This is a genomic window from Castellaniella hirudinis, from assembly GCF_042651965.1.
GTDB lineage: Bacteria > Pseudomonadota > Gammaproteobacteria > Burkholderiales > Burkholderiaceae_B > Castellaniella > Castellaniella hirudinis.
Window position 1 is genome coordinate 1 of the sequence record NZ_JBHSDY010000001.1, and the last position, 19,874, is coordinate 19,874.

The following is a 19,874-nucleotide window of genomic DNA, read 5'->3' on the forward strand; positions in this document are numbered from 1 at the left end:
AAGCCCACACACCGGGAAACTTCTACCTGGCCCTGGACCCTGGAGCGACGCGGTAACCATTCTGGTAAAGCCGTTCAATCTAGGGGTTAACCCGGGTGCCTGGCGGCGAAGAAACGAGACTATAGCACAGCTTTTTTAGACGATGCAAATCCTGTCATCAAAACGTCAAAAAAAGCGGACTCAAGGGGGAGCGCCCTCTATGCAGGCGCCGGTACGACGCTGCCCATGCGCTTGCAGACAGCCATCAATACCAGGGAAGCCAGGATCATGACGGCGGACATCCAAGGGAGGTCCGCCAGGCCGAAGGTCCGTGTCACCAGCCCACCCAGGGCGGTGCCCAATGCAATCCCCATCTGCATGCCGGATTGATTGAGCCCGACCAGGACGCCCCGCGCCTCCGGCACGAGGGCTGCGGCCCGGACCTGTTGGGCGGGCCCCGCCGCCCAGGCCGTCACCGACCACATCACCAGGACCGCAGTCACCGCCCACACCGAGCCGGGCGACCAGAACCAGAGGACCAGCGGCAAGGCCAGCATAAAGCACATTTGCAGGAGCTTGGACGAGACCAGCGTGGCATAAAACCCGAGCCTGTCGGTTCCGACGCCGCCCAACTGCGAACCCGCCAGGCTGGCCACGCCGAAGACCAGCAGCACCGGACTGACCCACGCAGAGGGCAGGTGCTGGACCTCTATCAGATAAGGCGTGAGGAAACTGTAGGTCATGACATAGCCCGCCATCCACAGCACGGTCACCATCACGCCGCCCAGCACCGGCAGGCGTCGAAGCAGGGCCAATTGCGCCCGCAGGGGAATGGAGGCCGCGGGACTGAGGACGGGCAGCGCGAGCCGCTGGCTGAGCGCCGCGGCCAGGCTCAGTACGCCGATCAGGGGAAAGATGGCATGCCAGCCAAAACGCAAGGCGATCTCCCGACCGATCGGGACGGCCACGATCAAGGACGCGGTGAACCCCATGATGACTGTGGCGATGGCCCGCCCCTGGCGCTGCGGCCCCGCAATCGAGACGGCTGTCGACAAGACGGTGACTCCGGCCGTTCCGCCCGACAGGGCCTGGATGACGCGGATCGGCAGAAACGTCCAGAAGTCATCTACCCAGACCGTCATCAGGTTGGCCAACCCATAGATCACCATCGCGGCGACCATGATCTTGCGCCGGCCGATATGGCTGGTCAGCGCGATGACGATCGGCACGCACAGACCATAGACGAAGGCGTACAAGGTGATCAACTGCCCGGTCAGCTCGACCGGGACGCCCAGACCCGGCGACACCAGATCCAGGATGCCGGCAAGAATGTATTCATTGGCCCCGGCGACGAAGGTCGTCATGGCGAGCAGAAGAATCTGATATCGGGGAGAGACATTCATGATTTCACATCTACAATTTTGGATTTATCAATACGTTAAGATAAAAAAAACGGCCGAAAGCCCCTCTTCCGACGGCGATGAAGCCGTCCGGGGCCGGACGCACGAGGTCAAAGGTCCCGGATGATGGCGGCGGCCACCGCAGCCACCGCCTGTTCGTCGCGTTGATAACGGGTGTATTTCCCGACCCGGGACGCCGTGACCAGACCGGCGGCGCGCAGCATCGACATATAGGTCGAGGCCGTGGACTGGTTGACGCCCAGCAGTTCGGACACCTGCGTCACACACACCCCATCGATCAGCGGGTCGGTCCCGCCGATCGGCTTGAAATGCCTGCGCGGGTCCCGCATCGCCGAAAGGACGGTGCGCCGGTGGGTGTTGTCCAGCGCTTTGAGTGCCAAGTCCAGATCCATGCCGGGAATATTAAATGACATATCGCAAATCGTCAAATTGTTTGATGGACGCCCCCGAGGCAATCCCCTGAAAGACAGGGTGTCACGCCCCGATCCCGTGACCATTCAAGCCTCTCAGCATTTTCTGGCTATTGTATCCAGTTGACTGGTCTACAATGCCTCCTTCTTGCTCTCATCTGAAAGGTCCTCTGGCGTGGAACAGGCATCCAGTCAACGCAAACCTCTGAAACGTCAGAATCTGGCTTCCATGCTGGTGGACGACCTGCGTAAACGCCTGCTCAGCGGTGAATTCAGCGGCGGCACCCTTTTGCGTCAAGAACAGCTCGCCCAGGAGTACGGGGTGTCGCGGATGCCGGTACGAGAGGCCCTGCGGCAACTGGATTCAGAGGGCCTGGTCATCATGCAGGCCAACCGGGGGGCCACGGTCTCCGAGCTTTCAGTGGCCGAAATCGATGAAATCTTCGACCTGCGCACGGTGCTGGAGCTGGATCTGCTCGAACGCGCCATTCCGAACATGACCCCGGCGTCGATCGACAAATCCCAGCGGATACTCGACGAACTGGACGCGGCCTACGCGACACGCGACATCGCGCAGTGGGGCTCGCTCAACGGCAAATTCCACATGAGTTTGTACGAGCCCTCCGGACGGTCGATCTCGCTGTCGCTGATCAGCCGCATCAGCCTGCAGGTCGACCGCTATCTGCGCCTGCAGATCTCGATGACCGAAGCCATGATCGATGGCGCAGTCGAACACAAAGCCATGCTGGAGCTGTGCAGCCAGGGCAAGACCGTCGAGGCGCTGGAACTGCTCGCCACCCACATCCGACGCACCAAAGCCCAGTTGATCGGCATCCTTTCCGCCCGTCACGGCGACTGACCCTTACAGTCACGATGCGCGTCCGGGATGAAAGCCCGGCGCACGCGCACGCCTCCTGCTTCTGAGCCCAGGGTCCACGCGGCCCTCCCCGCGCACGCCCACGGCGAGCGCGATTCCCGGAATCCGCTCTACCCGCACCAGGGTTTCTCCCGATCCCAATCGCGTTGACACGCCCATGCCCGGCCATTACCATGGCCTTTCATTTTGGATACAGGATACTTTCGGCAGGATCCTATGAACAAATTCTTGATGTTTCTGATCGACCGGATCAACTTTTTCACCCGCATCCTGCTCGGCGTCGGCCTGCTGTGCATGGTCGTGCTGATCTCGCTACAAGTCGCCGTGCGCTTCATCCTGCCCAAACTGGGGATGCCCGCGGGCCTGCCCTGGACGGAAGAGGCCGCACGCTATCTGATGGTCTGGGTGATCTTCCTGGGCGGCGCCATCGCCGCGCGCCACGGGCTGTTGATCGCCGTCACCGCGCTCATCGAAGCCCTGCCGACGACACCCTCGCGCCTGTTGCGGCGCACGGCCCTGGCTCTGCTGGCGTGCATCTTCGCCGCCATGACCTGGTACGGCTGGCAATGGACCTTGTTCGGGGCCGATGAAATCTCCCCTGCTCTTACGCTGTCCAAGTTCTGGCTCTACCTGGCGATGCCCGTCGGTTGCGCGCTGGCCGCCGTGAACACCCTGGTACTGATGTGCCAGAACGGCGAAACGCAGGAAGCCCTGGCCGCCTGAGCCCCCCCCTCCCCACAAGCACAACAACACCGAGACACACCACCATGCTCCTCATGTTCGGCACCTTGCTGTTCTGTCTGGCGATCGGCGTGCCCGTCTTCGCCTGCCTGGGCATCGCCGCCGGCTTGGCCATGCTGCAATTCGGCCTGGACCTGCTCAGCGCCCCCCAGACCATCTTCGAATCGCTCGACTCATTCACGCTGATGGCTGTCCCGTTCTACATCCTGGCGGGCAACCTGATGCAGACCGGCGGCATCTCGCGGCGCCTGATTCATCTGGCCAACTCGATCGTGGGCTGGTTGCGAGGCGGCCTGGGCGCCTCCTCGATCCTGACCTGCATGTTCTTCGCCACCATGTCGGGCTCGTCCTCGGCCACCACGGCCGCGATCGGGTCGAGCATGATTCCCGCCATGGAAAAGAAAGGCTATCCCAAGAACTTCGCCGCGGCCTGCGTGGCCGTCGGCGGCGAACTGGGCGCCATCATTCCGCCCTCGCTGACCATGATCGTCTACGGCCTGGTGGCCAACGTGTCGATCGGCAGCATGTTCATCGCGGGCATCCTGCCCGGTCTGCTGGTGGGCTGCTCGCTGATGCTGACCATCGTGCTGGTGGCCTCGCTCCGCGGTTTCGACAACGTCACCCGGGTCAGCCCCGGCGTCTGGCTGAGCAATGTCTACACCGCGCTCAAAGGATCGATCCTCGCACTGCTGATGCCGGTCATCATTCTGGGCGGCATCTATTCAGGGATTTTCACCGCCACCGAAGCCTCGGTCGTCGCCGTGCTCTACGGCCTGCTGGTGGGCGGTCTGATCTACCGCGAGCTGACCCTGCGCGACCTGATCAAGACCTTCATCGATTCGGCCGTCATGACCGGCGTGATCATGCTGATCGTGGGCTGCGCCGCCCTGTTCGCCTACATGCTGACTCTGAATCAGGTGCCGCAGACCTTCGGCCGCTTCATCGTCGAGATCGCCGGCGGCCCCATCGGCTTCCTGCTGCTGGCCAACCTGCTGCTGTTCGTGGCCGGCATGTTCATGGAAGCCTTCGCCCTCATCATCATCCTGGTGCCCATCCTCGCGCCGATCGCCGTCCAGTTCGGCATCGACCCGATCCACTTCGGCATGATCATGATCGTCAACATCTGCATCGGCATGGTGACCCCGCCGGTCGGCGTGAACCTGTTCATCGCCTGCCAGATCGCCAACCTGCCGATCGAAAAACTGCTGCGCCCCCTGGGCATCTTCCTGGCCGTGCTGATCCTCGACGTCCTGCTGATCAGCTACATCCCCTGGTTTTCCATGGCATTCCTCTAGCCTCCCGCTCCCTCCCCCCACACCATCAACGGAGACACACCATGAAAAAAATCCTGCTTTCGGCCTGCCTCGCCGCCGCGTTGCCTCTGGGCGCCGCCCAAGCAGCCGACGTCGTAGAGCTGAACCTGGGCCACGTGCTGGCCACCGACAGCCACTACCACATCGTGGCCCAGAAACTTGCGGAGGTCGCCGCAGCAAAATCCAATGGCACCCTGAAAATCAACGTCTTTCCCAGCGGCCAACTGGGCGGCGAGGTCAAGCTGATCCAATCGGCGCGCACCGGTGCAGTCCCTCTGGTCGTGACGGGCGAACCCCCCGTCGAAAACACCGTCAAGGAATTCGGCGTCTTCTCGCTGCCGTACCTGTTCCCCGATCTGCAGAAAGCCAACCACGCCATGCAGAGCGACTTCGGCAAGCATATGCTGGGGTACCTGGACAAACACGGCCTGGTCGGCCTGGGCTGGATCTCGTCGCTGGAACGCAATATCTACGGCGTGCGCAAGGTCGCGCATCCCGACGACATGAAGGCCATGAAGATCCGCGTCATTCAGTCGCCGGGCTACGTGAAAGCCTATGAGGCGCTGGGCGCACAACCCACCCCCATGGCGTATTCCGAGGTCTACCTGGCGCTGCAGACCGGCGTGATCGACGCCGGCGAAGCATCGCCGGACACCATGATCCAGGACAAGTTCGCTGAAGTCAGCAAATACTACAACCTGGTCAAGATCCACTACATGCCCGCCGTCCTGCTGATGAGCAAAGCGCGCATGGACAAGCTCTCGCCGGAGCACCAGAAGATCATGCGCGAGGCCGCTGACGAAGCAGTCAAGTACGGCATCCAGTACTACACCGACGGCTACGCCAAGAGCCTGGAGCAGATCAAGGGCATGGGCGTCGAGATCGTCACGCCGGACATCACCGAATTCCGCGAGAAGACCGCCACCCTGTATCCGTCCCTGCTGGCTGACATTCCCGATGGCGAAGCCAACGTGAAGGCCGCACGGGCCGCCATCGACTAGTCACTCCCCCTCTCTCATCAACCCCAACAGATAGCCCGGGCGCTCCCCGGGCCAGGAGATTGTCATGTCCCAAGAATTGAAAGGCATCTGCGCCGCCGCCTGCACCCCCATGAGCGATGATGGTTCGTCGGTGGATTACGACCGCCTCAAGACCCATCTGGACACCCTGATCGAAGCCGGTGTGCACATCATCGCCGTGTGTGGCGGCACGGGTGAATTTCCGTTCCTGTCCACCGAGGAAAAGCGCCGGATCGCCGAGGTCGCAGCACGCCACATCGACGGGCGCACCAAGCTCATCGTCCAGTCCTCGGCCATCCGCACCGAGGACGCCATCGAGGCCTCGCGCCACGCCGCTGACCTGGGCGCCGACGCCCTGCTGGTGCTGCCGCCCTACTTCGAAGGCCCCACCCCCGATGGCGTCTACAGCCACTACGAACGCATCGCCCAGGCGGTCAAGACGCCGATCATGGCCTACAACATCCCCGTGCACTCGGGTTTCGACATTACGCCGGACTTCTTCAAGCGGCTGCAACAGATCGACAACGTCAAGTACATCAAGGACACCAGCGGCAACTTCGTGCGCCTGCAGGAGTTGATCGCCGCCGGCCTGCCGGTCTTCAACGGCGCCGATCCGTTCGCCTTCCACGCCCTGGTGGCCGGTGCTCAGGGCTGCTTCTGGGGCGCCGTCAACGCCATGCCGCGCCAGGCCGTCGAACTTTACAACCTGGTCCAGGCCGGCCAGGCCACCAAGGCCGCCGAACTCTGGAAGCGCATGCTGCCCGCCAACCTGTTCTTCTGGAACCACCCGTACAACCCGGCGGTCAAGGCCGCAACAAATCTTCTGGTGAACAAGGTGGGCGCCTGCCGTCAGCCGGTTCAGCCTCTGTCCGACGCCGATCTGCGCGAGCTGGACGTCGCCCTGCAACCTCTGCGCTGACCCGGCGCACATCAAAAAGGAGCCTCCATGTCCGCCATCGAACGAGTCTACGGCCAGGCCCGGGCCGGCACGCTGTATGCCGGCCCGGTGATCCCGGGATTCCAGGCCTCGGCCGCCCGCATGCCTGTCGTCAGCCCCATCGACAACACCACGATCGGCGCCCTCGTCGCCGGCACGGCAGCCGACGTGGATGCTGCCGTCGCCGCCGCCCGCGCGAGTTTCGAGTCGGGTGAATGGTCGGGCCTGGCTCCCGCCGCGCGCAAACAAGTGCTGCTCGACTGGGTGTCGCTGATCCGTGAGCACGCAGAGGAAATCGCCGCGCTGGATTGCGTGGACGCAGGCAAGCCCATCACGGAATGCCTGAACACCGACATGCCCGCGACGCTGGATACCTTCGCCTGGTACGCCGAGGCCGTCGACAAATGCTTTGGCCGCATCTCGCCCACCGGAGGCGACGCCCTGGGCCTGATCGTCAAGGAGCCCATCGGCGTCGTCGGCGCGGTGCTGCCCTGGAATTTCCCGGCCCTGATGTTCGCCTGGAAGGTCGCTCCGGCCCTGGCGGCCGGCAACTCGGTGATCGTCAAGCCGGCCGAGCTGACCTCGCTCAGCGCCTACCGCCTGACCCAGCTCGCCCACCAGGCCGGCGTGCCCGCCGGCGCGTTGACGCTGGTCACCGGCACGGGCGAGGACACCGGCGAACCCCTGGGCCGCCATCCCGACGTAGACATGGTGTCCTTCACCGGATCCACCGAGGTCGGCCGCCTGTTCCTGAAGTACTCCGCCGAGAGCAATCTGAAGGAAATCGTCCTGGAATGCGGCGGCAAGAGCCCGCAAGTCGTGTTCGAGGATGCCGACCTGGATGCGGCGGTTGGCCAGATGCTGTCGGCGGCCTATTGGAACATGAGCGAAAACTGCAGTTGCGGATCGCGTCTGATCGTGCAGGCCACCATCAAGGACGCCGTCATTGAGCGCCTCAAGCAGGGCCTGGCCGATTGGAAAGTCGGCCTGCCCACCGATCCGGCCACGCGTATCGGCCCCATGGTCGAAGAGCCTCATTTCCAAAAAGTGCGAGCCTTCCTCGAAGAAGCGCCGGCCGCAGGCGCACGCCTGGCGCACGGCGGGCGCATTCATGCCGAACTGGGCAGCGGCTGGTACGTCGAACCGACGATCTTCGACGGCGTAACGCCCTCAATGCGCCTGTTTCAGGAAGAGGTCTTCGGCCCGGTCCTGGCAGTCACCACCTTCGAGACCGAGGACGAGGCCGTGGCGCTGGCCAATGACACCCAGTATGGACTCGCTGCTTCGCTCTACACCCGGGACGTGGGCCGGGCGCAGCGTGTGTCTCGCCGCATCAAGGCCGGCACGGTGTCAGTCAATGGTTTCTCCGAAGGCGACATCACGGCGCCCTTCGGCGGCTACAAGCTCTCGGGCTTCGGCGGCCGCGACAAAGGCATGGAGGCGTTCGACCAGTACACCCAGACCAAGGTCATCTGGTACATGAACGTCTGAGCGCGCTCGAGGAAACGGCGATGGATCCGAAAGATGCTCTAGGCCCCGAAACGCTACAGCGCCTGCTCGAAAAACAGGCGCTGCTCTGGCTGTCTCCGACGCACGATCCGACGGATGACGGCCGGGACCTGCCCTACGACCCTTCGGCGGCGCATGCCCGCTTCGAGCGTTGCGCCGGCCTGCTGGCCCGCTTGTTCCCCGAGCTGGAGGCGGCCGGCGGCCGGCTATCCTCGCCGCTGTCGCCCATTCCCCGTCTGCAGCAAAGACTCTCATCAGTGGGTGAACCGGGCGCCGGCTCGGAAGGCGCCTGGTTCCTCAAGCGGGACGACATTCTGCCCGTGGCCGGTTCGGTCAAGGCGCGCGGGGGGTTCCACGAAACCCTGTGCCTGGCTGAACGCCTCACGCTGGAGGCCGGACTGCTGAATGCGGACGCCGACCGTGCGCGGCTGGCCGAGCCCTCGGTCCGCCAGTACCTCGGCCGGCATACCCTGTCGGTCGGCAGCACCGGCAACCTGGGCCTGGCCATCGGCCTGATCGGCGCCGGCCTGGGATTCCACGCGGCCGTCCACATGTCCTCGGATGCCAAGGCCTGGAAAAAAGACCGCCTTCGAAACTGCGGCATCACCGTCATCGAACATGCCGGCGACTATGCCGCCGCCGTCGCCTCGGGACGCGCAGCGGCCCTGGACGACCCCTTGACCCATTTCGTCGACGACGAGCGTTCCGAGGCGCTTTTCCTGGGCTATGCCGCTGCAGCGCGGGAACTGCTGGACCAACTCCAGGCCGCCCGACGTCCCGTGGACGCCGCCCATCCCCTGTTCGTCTACCTGCCCTGCGGCGTGGGAGGGGCCCCCGGCGGCATCGCTTACGGCCTGAAGCGCCTGCTCGGCCCGCACGTGCATTGTTTCTTCGCCGAACCCGCCGCTTCGCCTTGCATGCTGGTACAACTGGCTGCGGACACCCGGACCCCGGTGTCGGTGCACGACATCGGCCTGGACAACCAGACCGAGGCCGATGGCCTGGCCGTCGGCCTGGCATCGCCCCTGGTCGCTCCCCTCATGTCCCGGCTGCTGGCCGGCGTCTTCACCGTGGACGACGCCACGCTGTTCCGCGATGCGCTGACCCTGGAGCAGGCCGAAGGCATCTCCATCGAGCCCTCGGCCGCCGCCGGCCTGCGGGGGCCTCGCTGGCTGCTCGGTTCGCCGCGCGGGCGCCGCTACCAGCAACGGCACGACCTGACCCCAGTCATCGGCGGCGCCACCCACGTGATCTGGAGCACCGGCGGCGCACTGGTGCCGGAAGACATGCGCGCCCAGTTTCGGGCGCGCGGCGCGCACTAACCCTGCAGCGCCTTGATGGCCGCCGCCACCCCCGCCCCATAAGCAGGGTCGGCCTGGGTGCAGTGCTCGATATGGCGGGCCTGCACGTCGGGCGTCACACCGGCGATGGCGCGGGCGGTATTGTCGAACAGGGCCTGTTGCTGCTCGGGACTCATCAGGCGGAACAGCGCGCCCGGCTGCGAGAAGTAGTCGGTGTCCTCGCGGTGGTTCCAATGGTCGGCCGCGCCTTCCAGGCTGAGCGGCGGCTCGCGGTAGTCGGGCTGCTCGGCCCATTCGCCCGCGCGGTTGGGTTCGTTACCCGTCAGGCCGCCGTGGTTGCCGTCCACCCGCATGGCGCCGTCGCGGTGATAACTATGGAAGGGACAGCGCGGGGCGTTGACCGGGATCTGATGGTGATTGACCCCCAGGCGGTAGCGCTGGGCGTCGCCATAAGAGAACAGGCGGGCCTGCAGCATGCGGTCCGGCGAAAAACCGATGCCCGGCACGACGTTGGCCGGGGTGAAGGCGGCTTGTTCGACTTCGGCGAAGAAGTTTTCCGGGTTGCGGTTCAATTCCAGCACGCCGACCTCGATCATGGGGTAGTCGCCATGCGGCCAGACCTTGGTCAGGTCGAAGGGGTTCAGGTGATAGCTGCCGGCTTCTTTTTCGGGCATGACCTGGATGAACAGCGTCCAGCGCGGGAAGTCGCCCTTGGCGATGTTGTCATACAGGTCACGTTGGGAACTTTCGCGGTCGCGGCCGATCAGGTCGGCGGCCTGCGCGTCGGTCAGGTTGCGGATGCCCTGCTGCGACTTGAAGTGGAATTTCACCCAGAAACGTTCGTTGCCGGCATTGATGAAGCTGAAGGTGTGGCTGCCGAACAGATGCATGTGGCGGAAGTCGGACGGAATGCCGCGATCGCTCATGACAATGGTGATCTGGTGCAGGGCCTCGGGCAGGCCGGTCCAGAATTCCCAGTTGTTCTGGGCGCTGCGCATGCCGGTGCCCGGGTCACGCTTGACCGCGTGGTTCAGGTCGGGGAATTTCAGCGGATCACGGAAGAAAAACACCGGCGTGTTGTTGCCCACCAGGTCCCAGTTGCCCTGCTCGGTGTAGAACTTCATGGCGATGCCGCGGATGTCGCGCTCGGCGTCGGCCGCACCGCGTTCACCGGCGACCGTGGAAAAACGGGCGAACATCGGGGTCTGCTTGCCGATCTGTGAGAACAGCGCGGCGCGCGTGTAGCGGGTGATGTCGTGGGTGACGGTGAAGGTGCCGTAGGCGCCTGCGCCCTTGGCATGCATGCGGCGCTCGGGGATCACTTCGCGGTCGAAGTGGGCCAGCTTTTCGAGCAGCCAGACGTCCTGCAACAGGGCCGGGCCGCGCGGGCCGGCGGTCTGGATGTTCTGGTTGTCGGCGACGGGCGCGCCGGCGGCGGTGGTCAGTTGCTTCATGAGCCTCTCCTGTGCGGTAGCGCCGCCTTCTGCGCGGCGCCAGTTCGGGGAATCGTGGAACCCACGTACCGGGTCCCTCATGAAAACAGTCTAGCGAGGTCTGCTGGATAAATAAAATTGAATATTACTGTCGCTTTAATAGCGAACAACTATGCTAGGTCGGCAGTTCGGTCGTTTCCTTGATGGATTGCAGCGCAAAGCTGCTGCGGATGTCGACGACGGCCGGATGCCGCATCAGGGTATCCATGGCGAAACGGGAAAAGGCCGCCAGGTCCTCGACCTGGACGCGCAAGAGGTAATCCATGTCGCCCGACATGGCATAGCACTGGACGACTTCCGCCCAGCTCTGGACGTCACGGGCGAAAGCGGACATGGCGCCGTGTTCGGCGCGATGCGACTTGTCCAGGCGGACGAAGACATAGGCCAGCAGCCCCAGGCCGAGCTTTTCCGGATCTGCCAGCGCGACGTAGCGGCGGATGTAGCCCTGGTCCTCCAGCCGCTTGACGCGCCGCAGGCAGGGGCTGGGCGACAGGGCCACCCGCTGGGCCAGGTCCTGATTGCTGATCCGGCCGTCGCGCTGCAGATGCGTCAGGATCAGGCGATCTGTCCTGTCCAGGTCGTCGATAGGCATCATATTGTCTCAACCACGAATTATTAGATGAATGATTGCGTCACGGTAGGGGATCGTACCGCAAGTTTGCAATCTTTCCCCCCGCTGTTTTCCCTAGACTAGAAGCGGCATGCCAATGACGGAGACCCTCATGACCGAATCCTTCACCCCCTGGGACAATCCCCTGGGCACTGCGGGCTTTGAATTCGTGGAATACACGGCGGAAGATCCCGCCGCGCTGGGCCGCGTGTTCGAGGCCCTGGGCTTCCGGGCCATCGCCCGGCACCGCAAAAAGGCCGTCACGCTGTACCGCCAGGGCGCGATCAATTTTCTGATCAACGCGGAACCGGACTCTTTCGCGCAGCGTTTCGCGCGCCAGCACGGCCCGTCGATCTGCGCCATCGGCCTGCGCGTGCAGGATGCGGCCCACGCTTACAAACTGGCCCTGGAACGCGGCGCCTGGGGTTTCGATTCGCATAGCGGCCCGATGGAACTGAACATCCCCGCCATCAAGGGCATCGGCGATTCCCTCATCTACCTGGTGGACCGCTGGCGCGGCAAGCACGGCCACGGCGGCATCGGCGACATCAGCATCTATGACGTGGACTTCGAACCCCTGGACCACGCCACGGCCCAGGACGATCTGCGCCACGCAGGCGCCGGCCTGATCGGCATCGACCACCTGACCCACAATGTGCACCGCGGCCGGATGGGGGAATGGGCCGAATTCTACGAGCGCATCTTCAATTTCCGCGAAATCCGCTACTTCGACATCGAGGGCCAGTTGACCGGGGTGAAATCGAAGGCCATGACCTCGCCTTGCGGACTGATCCGCATCCCCATCAACGAAGAAGGCGGCGAGACCCCCGGCCAGATCCAGGAATACCTGGACCAGTACCGGGGCGAAGGCATCCAGCACATCGCGCTGTCCACAGGCGACATCTATCGCACGGTAGAGCAACTGAACGGCCAGGTGAAGTTCCTGGGCACCCCGGATACTTATTACGAGTTGCTGGACGGTCGGCTGCCGGGCCATGGCGAGGATGTGGAACGCCTGCGCCGCAACCGCATCCTGCTGGACGGCGCTCCGGGCGGCGGCCTGCTGCTGCAGATCTTCACCGCGAACCAGATCGGGCCGATCTTCTTCGAGATCATCCAGCGCAAGGGCGACGAAGGGTTCGGCGAAGGCAATTTCAAGGCGCTGTTCGAATCCATCGAACTGGACCAGATCCGACGGGGCGTGCTGCAGCGTTAAGGAGCAGACGCGAGCAGGCGCGCGCTGGCATCAGGAGCGCCCTACAATGCCGGGATGCGGCCCGCCCGACGACGCGCCGCCCCTCCCGGAATCATCCATGCTCCATTACCTGAACACCATCCGGCTGCGCAGCACGCGCATGTTCCTGACGATCACGCGCATCATGCTGCCGGTGATGGTGATCGTCTACATCGCCGACCGCCTGGGCCTGGTGCGCCTGGCCGGCGAGGCCCTGACGCCCGCCATGGCGTTGCTGGGGCTGCCGCCCGAGGCCGGCATCATCTGGGCCACCACCGTGTTGACCAACATCTACGGCGGCATGGCCTCGATGGCCGCGCTGTCCGACAGCATGCAGATGACGGTGGCCCAGGTCAGCGCGCTGGGATCGATGATGCTGTTCGCCCACAACATCCCCACTGAACAGTCCGTGGTACGCCGCGCCGGCGCCAGCGCACTGATCACGGGGGCGCTGCGCATCCTCGTCGCGCTGGTCTACGGTGCGGCCGTCAGTTGGATCTGCCGGGCGCTGGACGTGCTGCAGGATCCGGTTTCCCTGGGCTGGATGCGCCAGGATGCGGGACTGACCCAGGGGCCGCCGGATTTCTGGCCCTGGGTCCTGTCCACCCTGCAATCGCTGGCGCTGGTCCTGGGCGTCATCATCGGGCTGGTGGTGCTGCTGGACGTGCTGGAACGCCTGGGCATCACACGGCTCGTGACCCGGCTGCTGACGCCCGTGCTGCGCCTGTCCGGCCTGGAGGAACGCGCCGCGCCCCTGACCACGGTGGGCGTGCTGCTGGGCCTGGCCTACGGCGGCGCGCTGATCATCGACGCGGCCGAGCGCGAAAACTACAGCCCGCGCACGCGGCTGCTGGCCCTGTCCTGGCTGTCGCTGTGCCACGCCTTGATCGAGGACACGCTGCTGATCCTGGCGCTGGGCGCCGATATCTGGGTGATTCTGGTGCTGCGCGGCCTGGTGACGCTGGGGGTGCTGGCGGGGCTGGCGGCGCTGACGCGGCCGGACACCGCCTGGGGCCGCAGACTGGCAAGATCAGCGCAATAAGTGCGCGTAGCGCCGGCGGAACTTCGCCATCTTGGGCGCGATGACGAACTGGCAATAGCCTTGTTCCGGATTGCGCCGATAGTATTCGGCGTGCACCGCTTCGGCGACCCAGAACGGACCGGCGGCTTCGATGCGGGTGACGATCGGATCGTCAAAGGCCGCCTGGGCCTCGTCGCGCACGGTCTCGGCCAGGACGCGCCGGGCCTCGGTCTCGTAGAAGATGACCGAGGCGTACTGCGGGCCGACGTCATGCCCCTGGCGATCCCGCGTGGTCGGGTCATGCGTGCCGAAAAAGACTTCCAGCAGGGTGCGATAGCCGACACGGGCCGGATCGAAAGACACCTGCACGACCTCGACGTGGCCTGTGTCCTGGCGGCAGACCTGTTCGTAAGTGGGATGGTCAACGCGCCCCCCGCAATAGCCGGGCTGCACGTCCAGCACGCCGTCCAGTGCGCGGAACACGGGTTCCAGGCACCAAAAACAGCCGCCGCCGAAGATCGCAGTCTCGGATGCGGAATTCTCTGGGTGTTCCATGTGATGCTCCTCGTCTCGTGCAATCCGCTGTCCGGCAGACGCAGTCATCAATCCGCCGCAGCGTCCTTCAGCGACAGGATCCACAGCGCCAGGCGCCTGGCGTCGATGTCGGACAGGCGGGTCTGGGCCGGCATGGGGATCGCGCCCCACTGGCCACGGCTGCCCTCGCGCATCATGCGGGCCAGATGATCGGCGGCTTCCGGCCGGCCCTGGAACCGTTCGGCGATGGCGCGAAACGGCGGTCCCACCCGACGGGCGTCGACCTGATGGCAGCCCAGGCACTGGCGCTGACTGGCCAGCGCCAAGCCATCGACTGCCGCGCCGCCGGTCGTCTGGGCGCTTGCCGCACCCACTGCGCCCAGCGTCAACACAGCCGCCCGCATGATTCTGATTGCTTTACCGCGCATTCCGGTCCGTTCCTTCATCCCGCCCCGATCACGGTATTATCCATGATTGTTTTCCCTCTCGGCCGCGCCCATGCCCTTCCCCCACATCGACCCCATCGCCCTGCAGATCGGTCCCATCGCGATCCATTGGTACGGACTCATGTACCTGGCTGGTTTCGGCCTGGCCTGGCTGCTGGGCCGCTGGCGCATCCAGCACCATCCCGTCCCGGAAGGGCTGACGCTGCGCGACCTGGAGGACATCATTTTCTACGGCGTGCTGGGCGTGGTGCTGGGCGGGCGCCTAGGCTACGTGCTGTTCTACAAGTTCGACGACTACCTGGCCCACCCGCTGTCGATCTTTGAGGTCTGGCAGGGCGGCATGTCCTTTCACGGCGGTCTGATCGGCGTGATTCTGGCGATGCTGTACTTCGCCCGCAAGCGCGGCCAGCCGCTGCTGGCGATCGGGGATTTCATCGCCCCCCTGATCCCCCTGGGCCTGGCGGCCGGGCGGCTGGGCAATTTCATCAATGGGGAGCTGTGGGGCCGCCCCACGGACCTGCCCTGGGGCATGGTCTTTCCGGGGGCGGGCGACGGTACGCCGCGCCACCCCTCGCAGTTGTACGAGATGGGGCTGGAGGGTTTTGCCCTGTTCGCCCTGGTGTGGTGGTTCGCCCGCAAGCCCCACCCGACGGGTCAGGTGGGGGCCGTCTTTCTGATGGGCTACGGGTTGTTCCGGTTCCTGGTGGAATTCACCCGTGAACCGGACAATTTCCTGGGGCTGCTGGCGGGCGGGCTGTCCATGGGTCAGCTTTTGTCGCTGCCCATGATCCTGGCCGGGCTGGCGTTATTCATTTGGGCAGCAAAACGATCGTCCCCTGCACCGACACGCTGATCCGCTCGCGCCCGCCCTCGACGGGTGCAGCGGTCTTGTCGGCGGCCATGGCGCTCATCATCATGCGGGGAGCAGGCGCATACGGCATGGCGCCCTGCCCGCCCAGATCGACGGTGCGGAAGCGATAGTCGGCGAAGCCCAGCGCCTGGGTCAGCGCCTGGGCGCGGGTCTTGAACGCCTCGACGGCCTGGCCCAGCAGCTTTTGTTCTTCGGCCGCGCGCCGTTCCCGCGAGACCGAGAATGCCATGCCGGAAATCGGCATGCGGTCGCCCAGGCCGGCCGCGAGCTTCGAGACGGCGGGAAAATCACGCGATTCCAGCACGATTTCGGCCTGGCCCCGCCATTCGGCGATCTTGCCGTCACGATCGGTCGTCGGCCAGATCCGGTAGGAACCGCTGCGGGCCTCGATGCCTTCGTGCCCCTTGGCCTGCTTCATGACCGAGTCCAGACGCTGATTCAAGGTCTCGGCGACCTGGGTCTGCGACGTCCCGGACAGTTCGGCCGACAGTGTGATTTCGACCGTGTCCTGACCGACCTCGGCCGAGGCCTCGGCCGACAGCGAGGCCCGGGGCTCAGCGGGTTCTTTGGCTTCGTGGGCCACCACAGGCAAGGCCGCCGTCGCCAGAGCCAGTGACAGACCAAACAGAAAATTCTTGCGATTCAGCACGCTTCGACACATATGACATCCCTGGAAAGACGAAAGCCCGTCGCGATGTCACGACGAGCTTTCTGGTAATGCCCCGCCTGTGCCGTCTAGGCCGGCATCCCGGAACCGAGGGTTCACGGTGGTCGCCATCAGTCAGGTTTCGGGCCGTCCAATGAAGGCAGCGCTCCTATCTGTCAATCCGGCAACCTATGCCAAATAGCATTGGTTCAAGGAATGTATGGCCAGGTCACGAACACGGCAGGGACTTAAACGACCGGATGACCTGGCGCATCCGGAAAGTAAACTTTAAACGGCGCTGCCCAGGACTTCATCGAGCATGCTGTTCATGGATTCGATTTTACCCTTGAAATCGCCCAAGGCAATATTTCCGAGGGGACCGTCGGGCGCGCGCATGCTGAGCAGCTCGTTGGCGATCTGGATGGCCGCCATCACGGCGATGCGCTCGTTGCTGGCGATCTTGCCGACGCCCTTGATGGCCAGCATGCGCTGATCGACCAGGCGCACAGCGGACAGCAAGGCGGCTTTTTCTTCGGGGGGGCAGGCCAGCGAATAATCGCGGCCGAGGATAGCGACGTCGACGCGTTCCATGCTTCGCGGCTCCTTGGTCAGTGTGGGCAGGCCCTACTGGGCTTGCGCGCCGGGCAGGCGCTCGAGGATGAGTTCGATCTGCTGCTGGGCGCCGGTGGCGGCCTCGCGCAGGCGGTCACGTTCGGATTCGACCTGGATCAGGCGGCGCTGCAGGGAATCGGAACGGATCTGATGGTCGCGCGCCTCGGACTCCAGGGCCGCCCGATGCTGGCCGGATTCTTCGCGTGCGGACTGGAGTTCCTGGTCGTGGCGCGCCAGCCGTTCGGACATGCGGGCGAATTCCTGGCCTTCTCGCAGTTGCTGGTCTTTCAGGGCCTGGCATTCTTGCTCGAGTTGCCGGACCTTGGCCTGCAAGGCGGTGCGTTCGGATTGCAGTTCCCGCGCAAGCTGAGCGACTTGGCGGATCCGCTGGGACAAGGCGTCGAGGTCTTGGAGCATGCGGTCAAACCTTTTGGGGTGCCGGCGCGGTGCGCCACGAAAGGGATTGAATCATACCTGTTCAGGCCGTGGGTTTTTGGGGGCCGGCGCATCCGCCGCCTGATCGGCGGCGCGTTCGTGCGGCCCGGCGCCCCGGGGGCCCCGGTGACGCAGATAGCGGTTTTCACGCCCCCGGCGAAACAGCAGGCCCGACAGTTCGTTGAGCGCCAGGGAATAGACCTCGCGCTTGAATTCGATGACGGCCTCCAGCGGCACCCAATAGGCGTTCCAGCGCCAGGCGTCGAACTCCGGCGTGTCGGTGGCGCGCAGGCTGACGTCGCTGTCGCGACCCACCATGCGAAGCAGAAACCAGATCTGCTTCTGGCCCTTGTAGTGGCCGCGCAATTCGCGGCGCACGTAATGATCCGGCACGGTATAACGCAACCAGTCCCGGGTCCGTCCCAGAATGCGTACATGTTCGGCGAGCAGGCCGGTTTCCTCGTGGAGTTCGCGGTACATCGCCTGCACGGGGGTTTCGCCGTGCTTGATGCCTCCTTGAGGGAACTGCCATGCGTGTTCCCGGATGCGCTTACCCCAGAAAACCTCATTTTTCTGGTTCACGAGAATGATGCCGACATTCGGACGGTAGCCTTCGCGATCCAACATGGGGCCACCTCGGTTGTGAATTCAATACAATTACCGTCGATTATACGTACCAACCGGAATCCCTACCATGCGCGCCAGCCAGTACCACTTGAACACCCTGAAGGAAGCCCCCGCCGAAGCGGAAGTCGTCAGCCACCAGTTGATGACGCGGGCGGGCATGATCCGCAAGATCGCCGGAGGCGTCTACACCTACATGCCGATGGGCCTGAAGGTGCTGCGCAAGATCGAGGCCATCGTGCGCGAGGAAATGAACCGCGCAGGCGCCATCGAACTGCTGATGCCGGTGATCCAGCCGGCCGAGCTGTGGCAGGAATCGGGCCGCTGGGAACAGTACGGCCCAGAGCTGCTGCGCATCAAGGACCGCCACCAGCGCGACTTCGTGGTGCAGCCGACGTCCGAGGAAGTCATCACCGACATCGCCCGCAACGAAATCCATAGCTGGCGCCAGTTGCCGGTGAACTTCTACCATATCCAGACGAAGTTCCGCGACGAGCGCCGGCCGCGCTTCGGCCTGATGCGCGGGCGCGAATTCACCATGAAGGACGCCTATTCCTTCGACCGCGACGAGACCGCCGCCCAGGCCAGCTACGACGCCATGTACGCCGCCTACCAGCGCATCTTCACGCGCCTGGGCCTGACGTTCCGCGCCGTGGCGGCCGACACCGGCTCGATCGGCGGCTCGCGCAGCCACGAGTTCCAGGTGATCGCCGACACGGGCGAGGACCTGATCGTCTACAACCCGGATTCCGAATACGCCGCCAACATCGAACTGGCGGACGCGCCCTGCCTGCTGGCCGAACGCGAGCCGGCGCGCGAAGCCCTGGAAAAACGCGCCACGCCCGACGCCCCCAAATGCGAGATCGTGGCCGAACAACTGGGCCTGCCGCTGTCGCGCACGGTCAAGGCCGTGGTGCTGGCCACCGACCCCGCCGAAGGCCCCGCCCGCCTGTGGCTGCTGCTGATCCGCGGCGACCATGAAACCAACGAGATCAAGGTCGGCAAGCTGCCGGGCTTCGGCGACGGCTACCGCCTGGCCACCGAGGCCGAGATCGACTCGGTCTTCCACTGCGCCCCGGGCTACCTGGGCCCTGTCGGCCTGCCCCCCAAGGCCATCACCGTCATCGCCGACCGCACGGTCGCCCACATGGGCGACTTCGTCTGCGGCGCCAACGAGGCCGGCTACCACCTGAGCGGCGTGAACTGGGGCCGCGACCTGCCCGAGCCGGACCTGGTCGCCGACCTGCGCAACGTGGTGGCGGGCGATCCCGATCCGCGCGGCGGCACCCTGGCGATCCAGCGCGGCATCGAGGTCGGCCACGTGTTCTTCCTGGGAGACAAGTATTCGCGCGCCCTGAACGCGACCTTCCTGGAAACGGACGGCAAGCCGGCCGTGCTGCAGATGGGCTGCTACGGGATCGGCGTCAGCCGCATCTCGGCCGCCGCCATCGAACAGAACCATGATGACCGGGGCATGATCTGGCCGCGCGCCATCGCACCGTTCGAGGTCGTGCTGTGCCCCATCGGCATCGGCAAGAGCGACGCCGTGCGCGAGGCCGCCGAATCGCTGTACCTGGCGCTGCAAGCGCAAGGCGTGGACGTGATCCTGGACGACCGCGACACCCGGCCGGGCATCATGTTCGCCGACTGGGAACTGATCGGCGCGCCGCTGCGCGTGACGCTGGGCGACCGCGGCCTGAAGGAAGGCATCGTCGAAATCCAGGCGCGCCGCGACGACCAGGCGCAGCGCATCGCCCAGGCCGACGCCCTGGCGTACATCCTGGAACGGCTGGAATCCCTGTAAGCGCCGGCCCCGTCCACGGGCGCTGCCGTCCCGGCGC

General features: G+C 64.9%; 21 protein-coding genes and 1 other RNA gene. 11 read left to right on the plus strand and 11 right to left on the minus strand.

What is annotated here, in order from left to right; all coding sequences use genetic code 11:
• Positions 1-197: 197 nt before the first annotated feature.
• A complete protein-coding gene (locus ACFO0J_RS00005) occupies positions 198-1,343 on the minus strand; it encodes an MFS transporter (RefSeq protein WP_376811010.1) in 1,146 nt (381 codons plus the stop codon).
• 146 nt (positions 1,344-1,489) lie between these two features.
• The gene (locus ACFO0J_RS00010; protein WP_376811011.1) at positions 1,490-1,813 is read right to left on the minus strand and encodes an ArsR/SmtB family transcription factor; all 324 of its coding nucleotides are present in this window, start codon (positions 1,811-1,813) and stop codon (positions 1,490-1,492) included.
• Between the two features lie 226 nt (positions 1,814-2,039).
• Between ACFO0J_RS00010 and ACFO0J_RS00015 the strand changes: the two genes are divergently transcribed.
• The 7 genes from ACFO0J_RS00015 to ACFO0J_RS00045 all read left to right on the plus strand — a co-directional run bounded on the left by ACFO0J_RS00015 (position 2,040) and on the right by ACFO0J_RS00045 (position 9,528).
• A complete protein-coding gene (locus ACFO0J_RS00015) occupies positions 2,040-2,669 on the plus strand; it encodes a GntR family transcriptional regulator (RefSeq protein WP_376811012.1) in 630 nt (209 codons plus the stop codon).
• Between the two features lie 234 nt (positions 2,670-2,903).
• Positions 2,904-3,410 (plus strand): TRAP transporter small permease, encoded by a 507-nt coding sequence (locus tag ACFO0J_RS00020; protein ID WP_376811013.1) that lies wholly within the window; start codon positions 2,904-2,906, stop codon positions 3,408-3,410.
• Between the two features lie 44 nt (positions 3,411-3,454).
• Positions 3,455-4,723 (plus strand): TRAP transporter large permease, encoded by a 1,269-nt coding sequence (locus ACFO0J_RS00025; RefSeq protein WP_376811014.1) that lies wholly within the window; start codon positions 3,455-3,457, stop codon positions 4,721-4,723.
• A gap of 41 nt (positions 4,724-4,764) precedes the next feature.
• On the plus strand, positions 4,765-5,742 hold the full coding sequence (locus ACFO0J_RS00030; RefSeq protein ID WP_376811015.1) for a TRAP transporter substrate-binding protein: 978 nt from the start codon (positions 4,765-4,767) through the stop codon (positions 5,740-5,742).
• Between the two features lie 64 nt (positions 5,743-5,806).
• Complete coding sequence (locus ACFO0J_RS00035; RefSeq protein WP_376811016.1) at positions 5,807-6,679, plus strand: dihydrodipicolinate synthase family protein; 873 nt, start codon at positions 5,807-5,809, stop codon at positions 6,677-6,679.
• Between the two features lie 27 nt (positions 6,680-6,706).
• The gene (locus tag ACFO0J_RS00040; protein WP_376811017.1) at positions 6,707-8,188 is read left to right on the plus strand and encodes an aldehyde dehydrogenase; all 1,482 of its coding nucleotides are present in this window, start codon (positions 6,707-6,709) and stop codon (positions 8,186-8,188) included.
• A 20-nt stretch (positions 8,189-8,208) separates the two neighbouring features.
• Positions 8,209-9,528 (plus strand): D-serine ammonia-lyase, encoded by a 1,320-nt coding sequence (locus tag ACFO0J_RS00045; protein ID WP_376811018.1) that lies wholly within the window; start codon positions 8,209-8,211, stop codon positions 9,526-9,528.
• Here ACFO0J_RS00045 and ACFO0J_RS00050 read toward each other — a convergent pair.
• Both ACFO0J_RS00050 and ACFO0J_RS00055 read right to left on the minus strand, forming a co-directional pair.
• Entirely contained in the window at positions 9,525-10,961 is a 1,437-nt protein-coding gene (locus ACFO0J_RS00050) for a catalase (protein WP_376811019.1), read from the minus strand. The two genes, ACFO0J_RS00045 and ACFO0J_RS00050, sit on opposite strands and share 4 nt — an antisense overlap.
• A 154-nt stretch (positions 10,962-11,115) precedes the next feature.
• Positions 11,116-11,592, minus strand: coding sequence for an Lrp/AsnC family transcriptional regulator (locus ACFO0J_RS00055; protein ID WP_376811420.1), 477 nt, complete (start codon positions 11,590-11,592; stop codon positions 11,116-11,118).
• Between the two features lie 130 nt (positions 11,593-11,722).
• On the opposite strand from ACFO0J_RS00055, the gene hppD reads away from it, so the two are divergent.
• Together hppD and ACFO0J_RS00065 are read left to right on the plus strand one after the other, a co-directional pair.
• The gene (gene hppD, locus ACFO0J_RS00060) at positions 11,723-12,826 is read left to right on the plus strand and encodes a 4-hydroxyphenylpyruvate dioxygenase (RefSeq protein ID WP_376811020.1); all 1,104 of its coding nucleotides are present in this window, start codon (positions 11,723-11,725) and stop codon (positions 12,824-12,826) included.
• 97 nt (positions 12,827-12,923) lie between these two features.
• Positions 12,924-13,886 carry a nucleoside recognition domain-containing protein gene (locus ACFO0J_RS00065; protein WP_376811021.1) on the plus strand — a complete coding sequence of 321 codons (963 nt, stop codon included), beginning with the start codon at positions 12,924-12,926 and terminating at the stop codon, positions 13,884-13,886.
• On the opposite strand, the gene msrA is transcribed toward ACFO0J_RS00065, so the two are convergent.
• Both msrA and ACFO0J_RS00075 read right to left on the minus strand, forming a co-directional pair.
• Entirely contained in the window at positions 13,875-14,420 is a 546-nt protein-coding gene (gene msrA / locus ACFO0J_RS00070) for a peptide-methionine (S)-S-oxide reductase MsrA (protein WP_376811022.1), read from the minus strand. The genes ACFO0J_RS00065 and msrA overlap by 12 nt on opposite strands.
• A gap of 47 nt (positions 14,421-14,467) precedes the next feature.
• Positions 14,468-14,827, minus strand: coding sequence for a c-type cytochrome (locus ACFO0J_RS00075; RefSeq protein ID WP_376811023.1), 360 nt, complete (start codon positions 14,825-14,827; stop codon positions 14,468-14,470).
• A gap of 70 nt (positions 14,828-14,897) precedes the next feature.
• Here ACFO0J_RS00075 and lgt point away from each other — a divergent pair, with 70 nt between their 5' ends.
• Positions 14,898-15,698 (plus strand): prolipoprotein diacylglyceryl transferase, encoded by an 801-nt coding sequence (lgt, locus tag ACFO0J_RS00080; RefSeq protein ID WP_376811024.1) that lies wholly within the window; start codon positions 14,898-14,900, stop codon positions 15,696-15,698.
• Here the strand turns inward: lgt and ACFO0J_RS00085 are convergent.
• The 5 genes from ACFO0J_RS00085 to ACFO0J_RS00105 all read right to left on the minus strand — a co-directional run bounded on the left by ACFO0J_RS00085 (position 15,655) and on the right by ACFO0J_RS00105 (position 18,036).
• A complete protein-coding gene (locus ACFO0J_RS00085; RefSeq protein WP_376811025.1) occupies positions 15,655-16,365 on the minus strand; it encodes an SIMPL domain-containing protein in 711 nt (236 codons plus the stop codon). The genes lgt and ACFO0J_RS00085 overlap by 44 nt on opposite strands.
• A gap of 66 nt (positions 16,366-16,431) precedes the next feature.
• Positions 16,432-16,612: non-coding RNA, 6S RNA (gene ssrS, locus ACFO0J_RS00090), on the minus strand.
• A 38-nt stretch (positions 16,613-16,650) separates the two neighbouring features.
• A complete protein-coding gene (locus tag ACFO0J_RS00095) occupies positions 16,651-16,953 on the minus strand; it encodes a cell division protein ZapA (RefSeq protein ID WP_376811026.1) in 303 nt (100 codons plus the stop codon).
• Between the two features lie 33 nt (positions 16,954-16,986).
• Entirely contained in the window at positions 16,987-17,391 is a 405-nt protein-coding gene (locus ACFO0J_RS00100; RefSeq protein ID WP_376811027.1) for a hypothetical protein, read from the minus strand.
• Between the two features lie 51 nt (positions 17,392-17,442).
• The gene (locus tag ACFO0J_RS00105; protein ID WP_376811028.1) at positions 17,443-18,036 is read right to left on the minus strand and encodes an RNA pyrophosphohydrolase; all 594 of its coding nucleotides are present in this window, start codon (positions 18,034-18,036) and stop codon (positions 17,443-17,445) included.
• Positions 18,037-18,103: 67 nt separating this feature from the next.
• On the opposite strand from ACFO0J_RS00105, the gene ACFO0J_RS00110 reads away from it, so the two are divergent.
• Entirely contained in the window at positions 18,104-19,837 is a 1,734-nt protein-coding gene (locus ACFO0J_RS00110) for a proline--tRNA ligase (RefSeq protein WP_376811029.1), read from the plus strand.
• Positions 19,838-19,874 lie beyond the last annotated feature (37 nt).

Bases quoted from the DNA above. Each gene is read 5' to 3' on its own strand.
- ACFO0J_RS00005 (WP_376811010.1), bottom strand. From the start codon at position 1,343: ATGACGACCTTCGTCGCCGGGGCCAATGAATACATTCTTGCCGGCATC.
- ACFO0J_RS00010 (WP_376811011.1), bottom strand. From the start codon at position 1,813: ATGTCATTTAATATTCCCGGCATGGATCTGGACTTGGCACTCAAAGCG.
- ACFO0J_RS00015 (WP_376811012.1), top strand. From the start codon at position 2,040: ATGCTGGTGGACGACCTGCGTAAACGCCTGCTCAGCGGTGAATTCAGC.
- ACFO0J_RS00020 (WP_376811013.1), top strand. From the start codon at position 2,904: ATGAACAAATTCTTGATGTTTCTGATCGACCGGATCAACTTTTTCACC.
- ACFO0J_RS00025 (WP_376811014.1), top strand. From the start codon at position 3,455: ATGCTCCTCATGTTCGGCACCTTGCTGTTCTGTCTGGCGATCGGCGTG.
- ACFO0J_RS00030 (WP_376811015.1), top strand. From the start codon at position 4,765: ATGAAAAAAATCCTGCTTTCGGCCTGCCTCGCCGCCGCGTTGCCTCTG.
- ACFO0J_RS00035 (WP_376811016.1), top strand. From the start codon at position 5,807: ATGTCCCAAGAATTGAAAGGCATCTGCGCCGCCGCCTGCACCCCCATG.
- ACFO0J_RS00040 (WP_376811017.1), top strand. From the start codon at position 6,707: ATGTCCGCCATCGAACGAGTCTACGGCCAGGCCCGGGCCGGCACGCTG.
- ACFO0J_RS00045 (WP_376811018.1), top strand. From the start codon at position 8,209: ATGGATCCGAAAGATGCTCTAGGCCCCGAAACGCTACAGCGCCTGCTC.
- ACFO0J_RS00050 (WP_376811019.1), bottom strand. From the start codon at position 10,961: ATGAAGCAACTGACCACCGCCGCCGGCGCGCCCGTCGCCGACAACCAG.
- ACFO0J_RS00055 (WP_376811420.1), bottom strand. From the start codon at position 11,592: ATGCCTATCGACGACCTGGACAGGACAGATCGCCTGATCCTGACGCAT.
- hppD (WP_376811020.1), top strand. From the start codon at position 11,723: ATGACCGAATCCTTCACCCCCTGGGACAATCCCCTGGGCACTGCGGGC.
- ACFO0J_RS00065 (WP_376811021.1), top strand. From the start codon at position 12,924: ATGCTCCATTACCTGAACACCATCCGGCTGCGCAGCACGCGCATGTTC.
- msrA (WP_376811022.1), bottom strand. From the start codon at position 14,420: ATGGAACACCCAGAGAATTCCGCATCCGAGACTGCGATCTTCGGCGGC.
- ACFO0J_RS00075 (WP_376811023.1), bottom strand. From the start codon at position 14,827: ATGCGCGGTAAAGCAATCAGAATCATGCGGGCGGCTGTGTTGACGCTG.
- lgt (WP_376811024.1), top strand. From the start codon at position 14,898: ATGCCCTTCCCCCACATCGACCCCATCGCCCTGCAGATCGGTCCCATC.
- ACFO0J_RS00095 (WP_376811026.1), bottom strand. From the start codon at position 16,953: ATGGAACGCGTCGACGTCGCTATCCTCGGCCGCGATTATTCGCTGGCC.
- ACFO0J_RS00100 (WP_376811027.1), bottom strand. From the start codon at position 17,391: ATGCTCCAAGACCTCGACGCCTTGTCCCAGCGGATCCGCCAAGTCGCT.
- ACFO0J_RS00105 (WP_376811028.1), bottom strand. From the start codon at position 18,036: ATGTTGGATCGCGAAGGCTACCGTCCGAATGTCGGCATCATTCTCGTG.
- ACFO0J_RS00110 (WP_376811029.1), top strand. From the start codon at position 18,104: ATGCGCGCCAGCCAGTACCACTTGAACACCCTGAAGGAAGCCCCCGCC.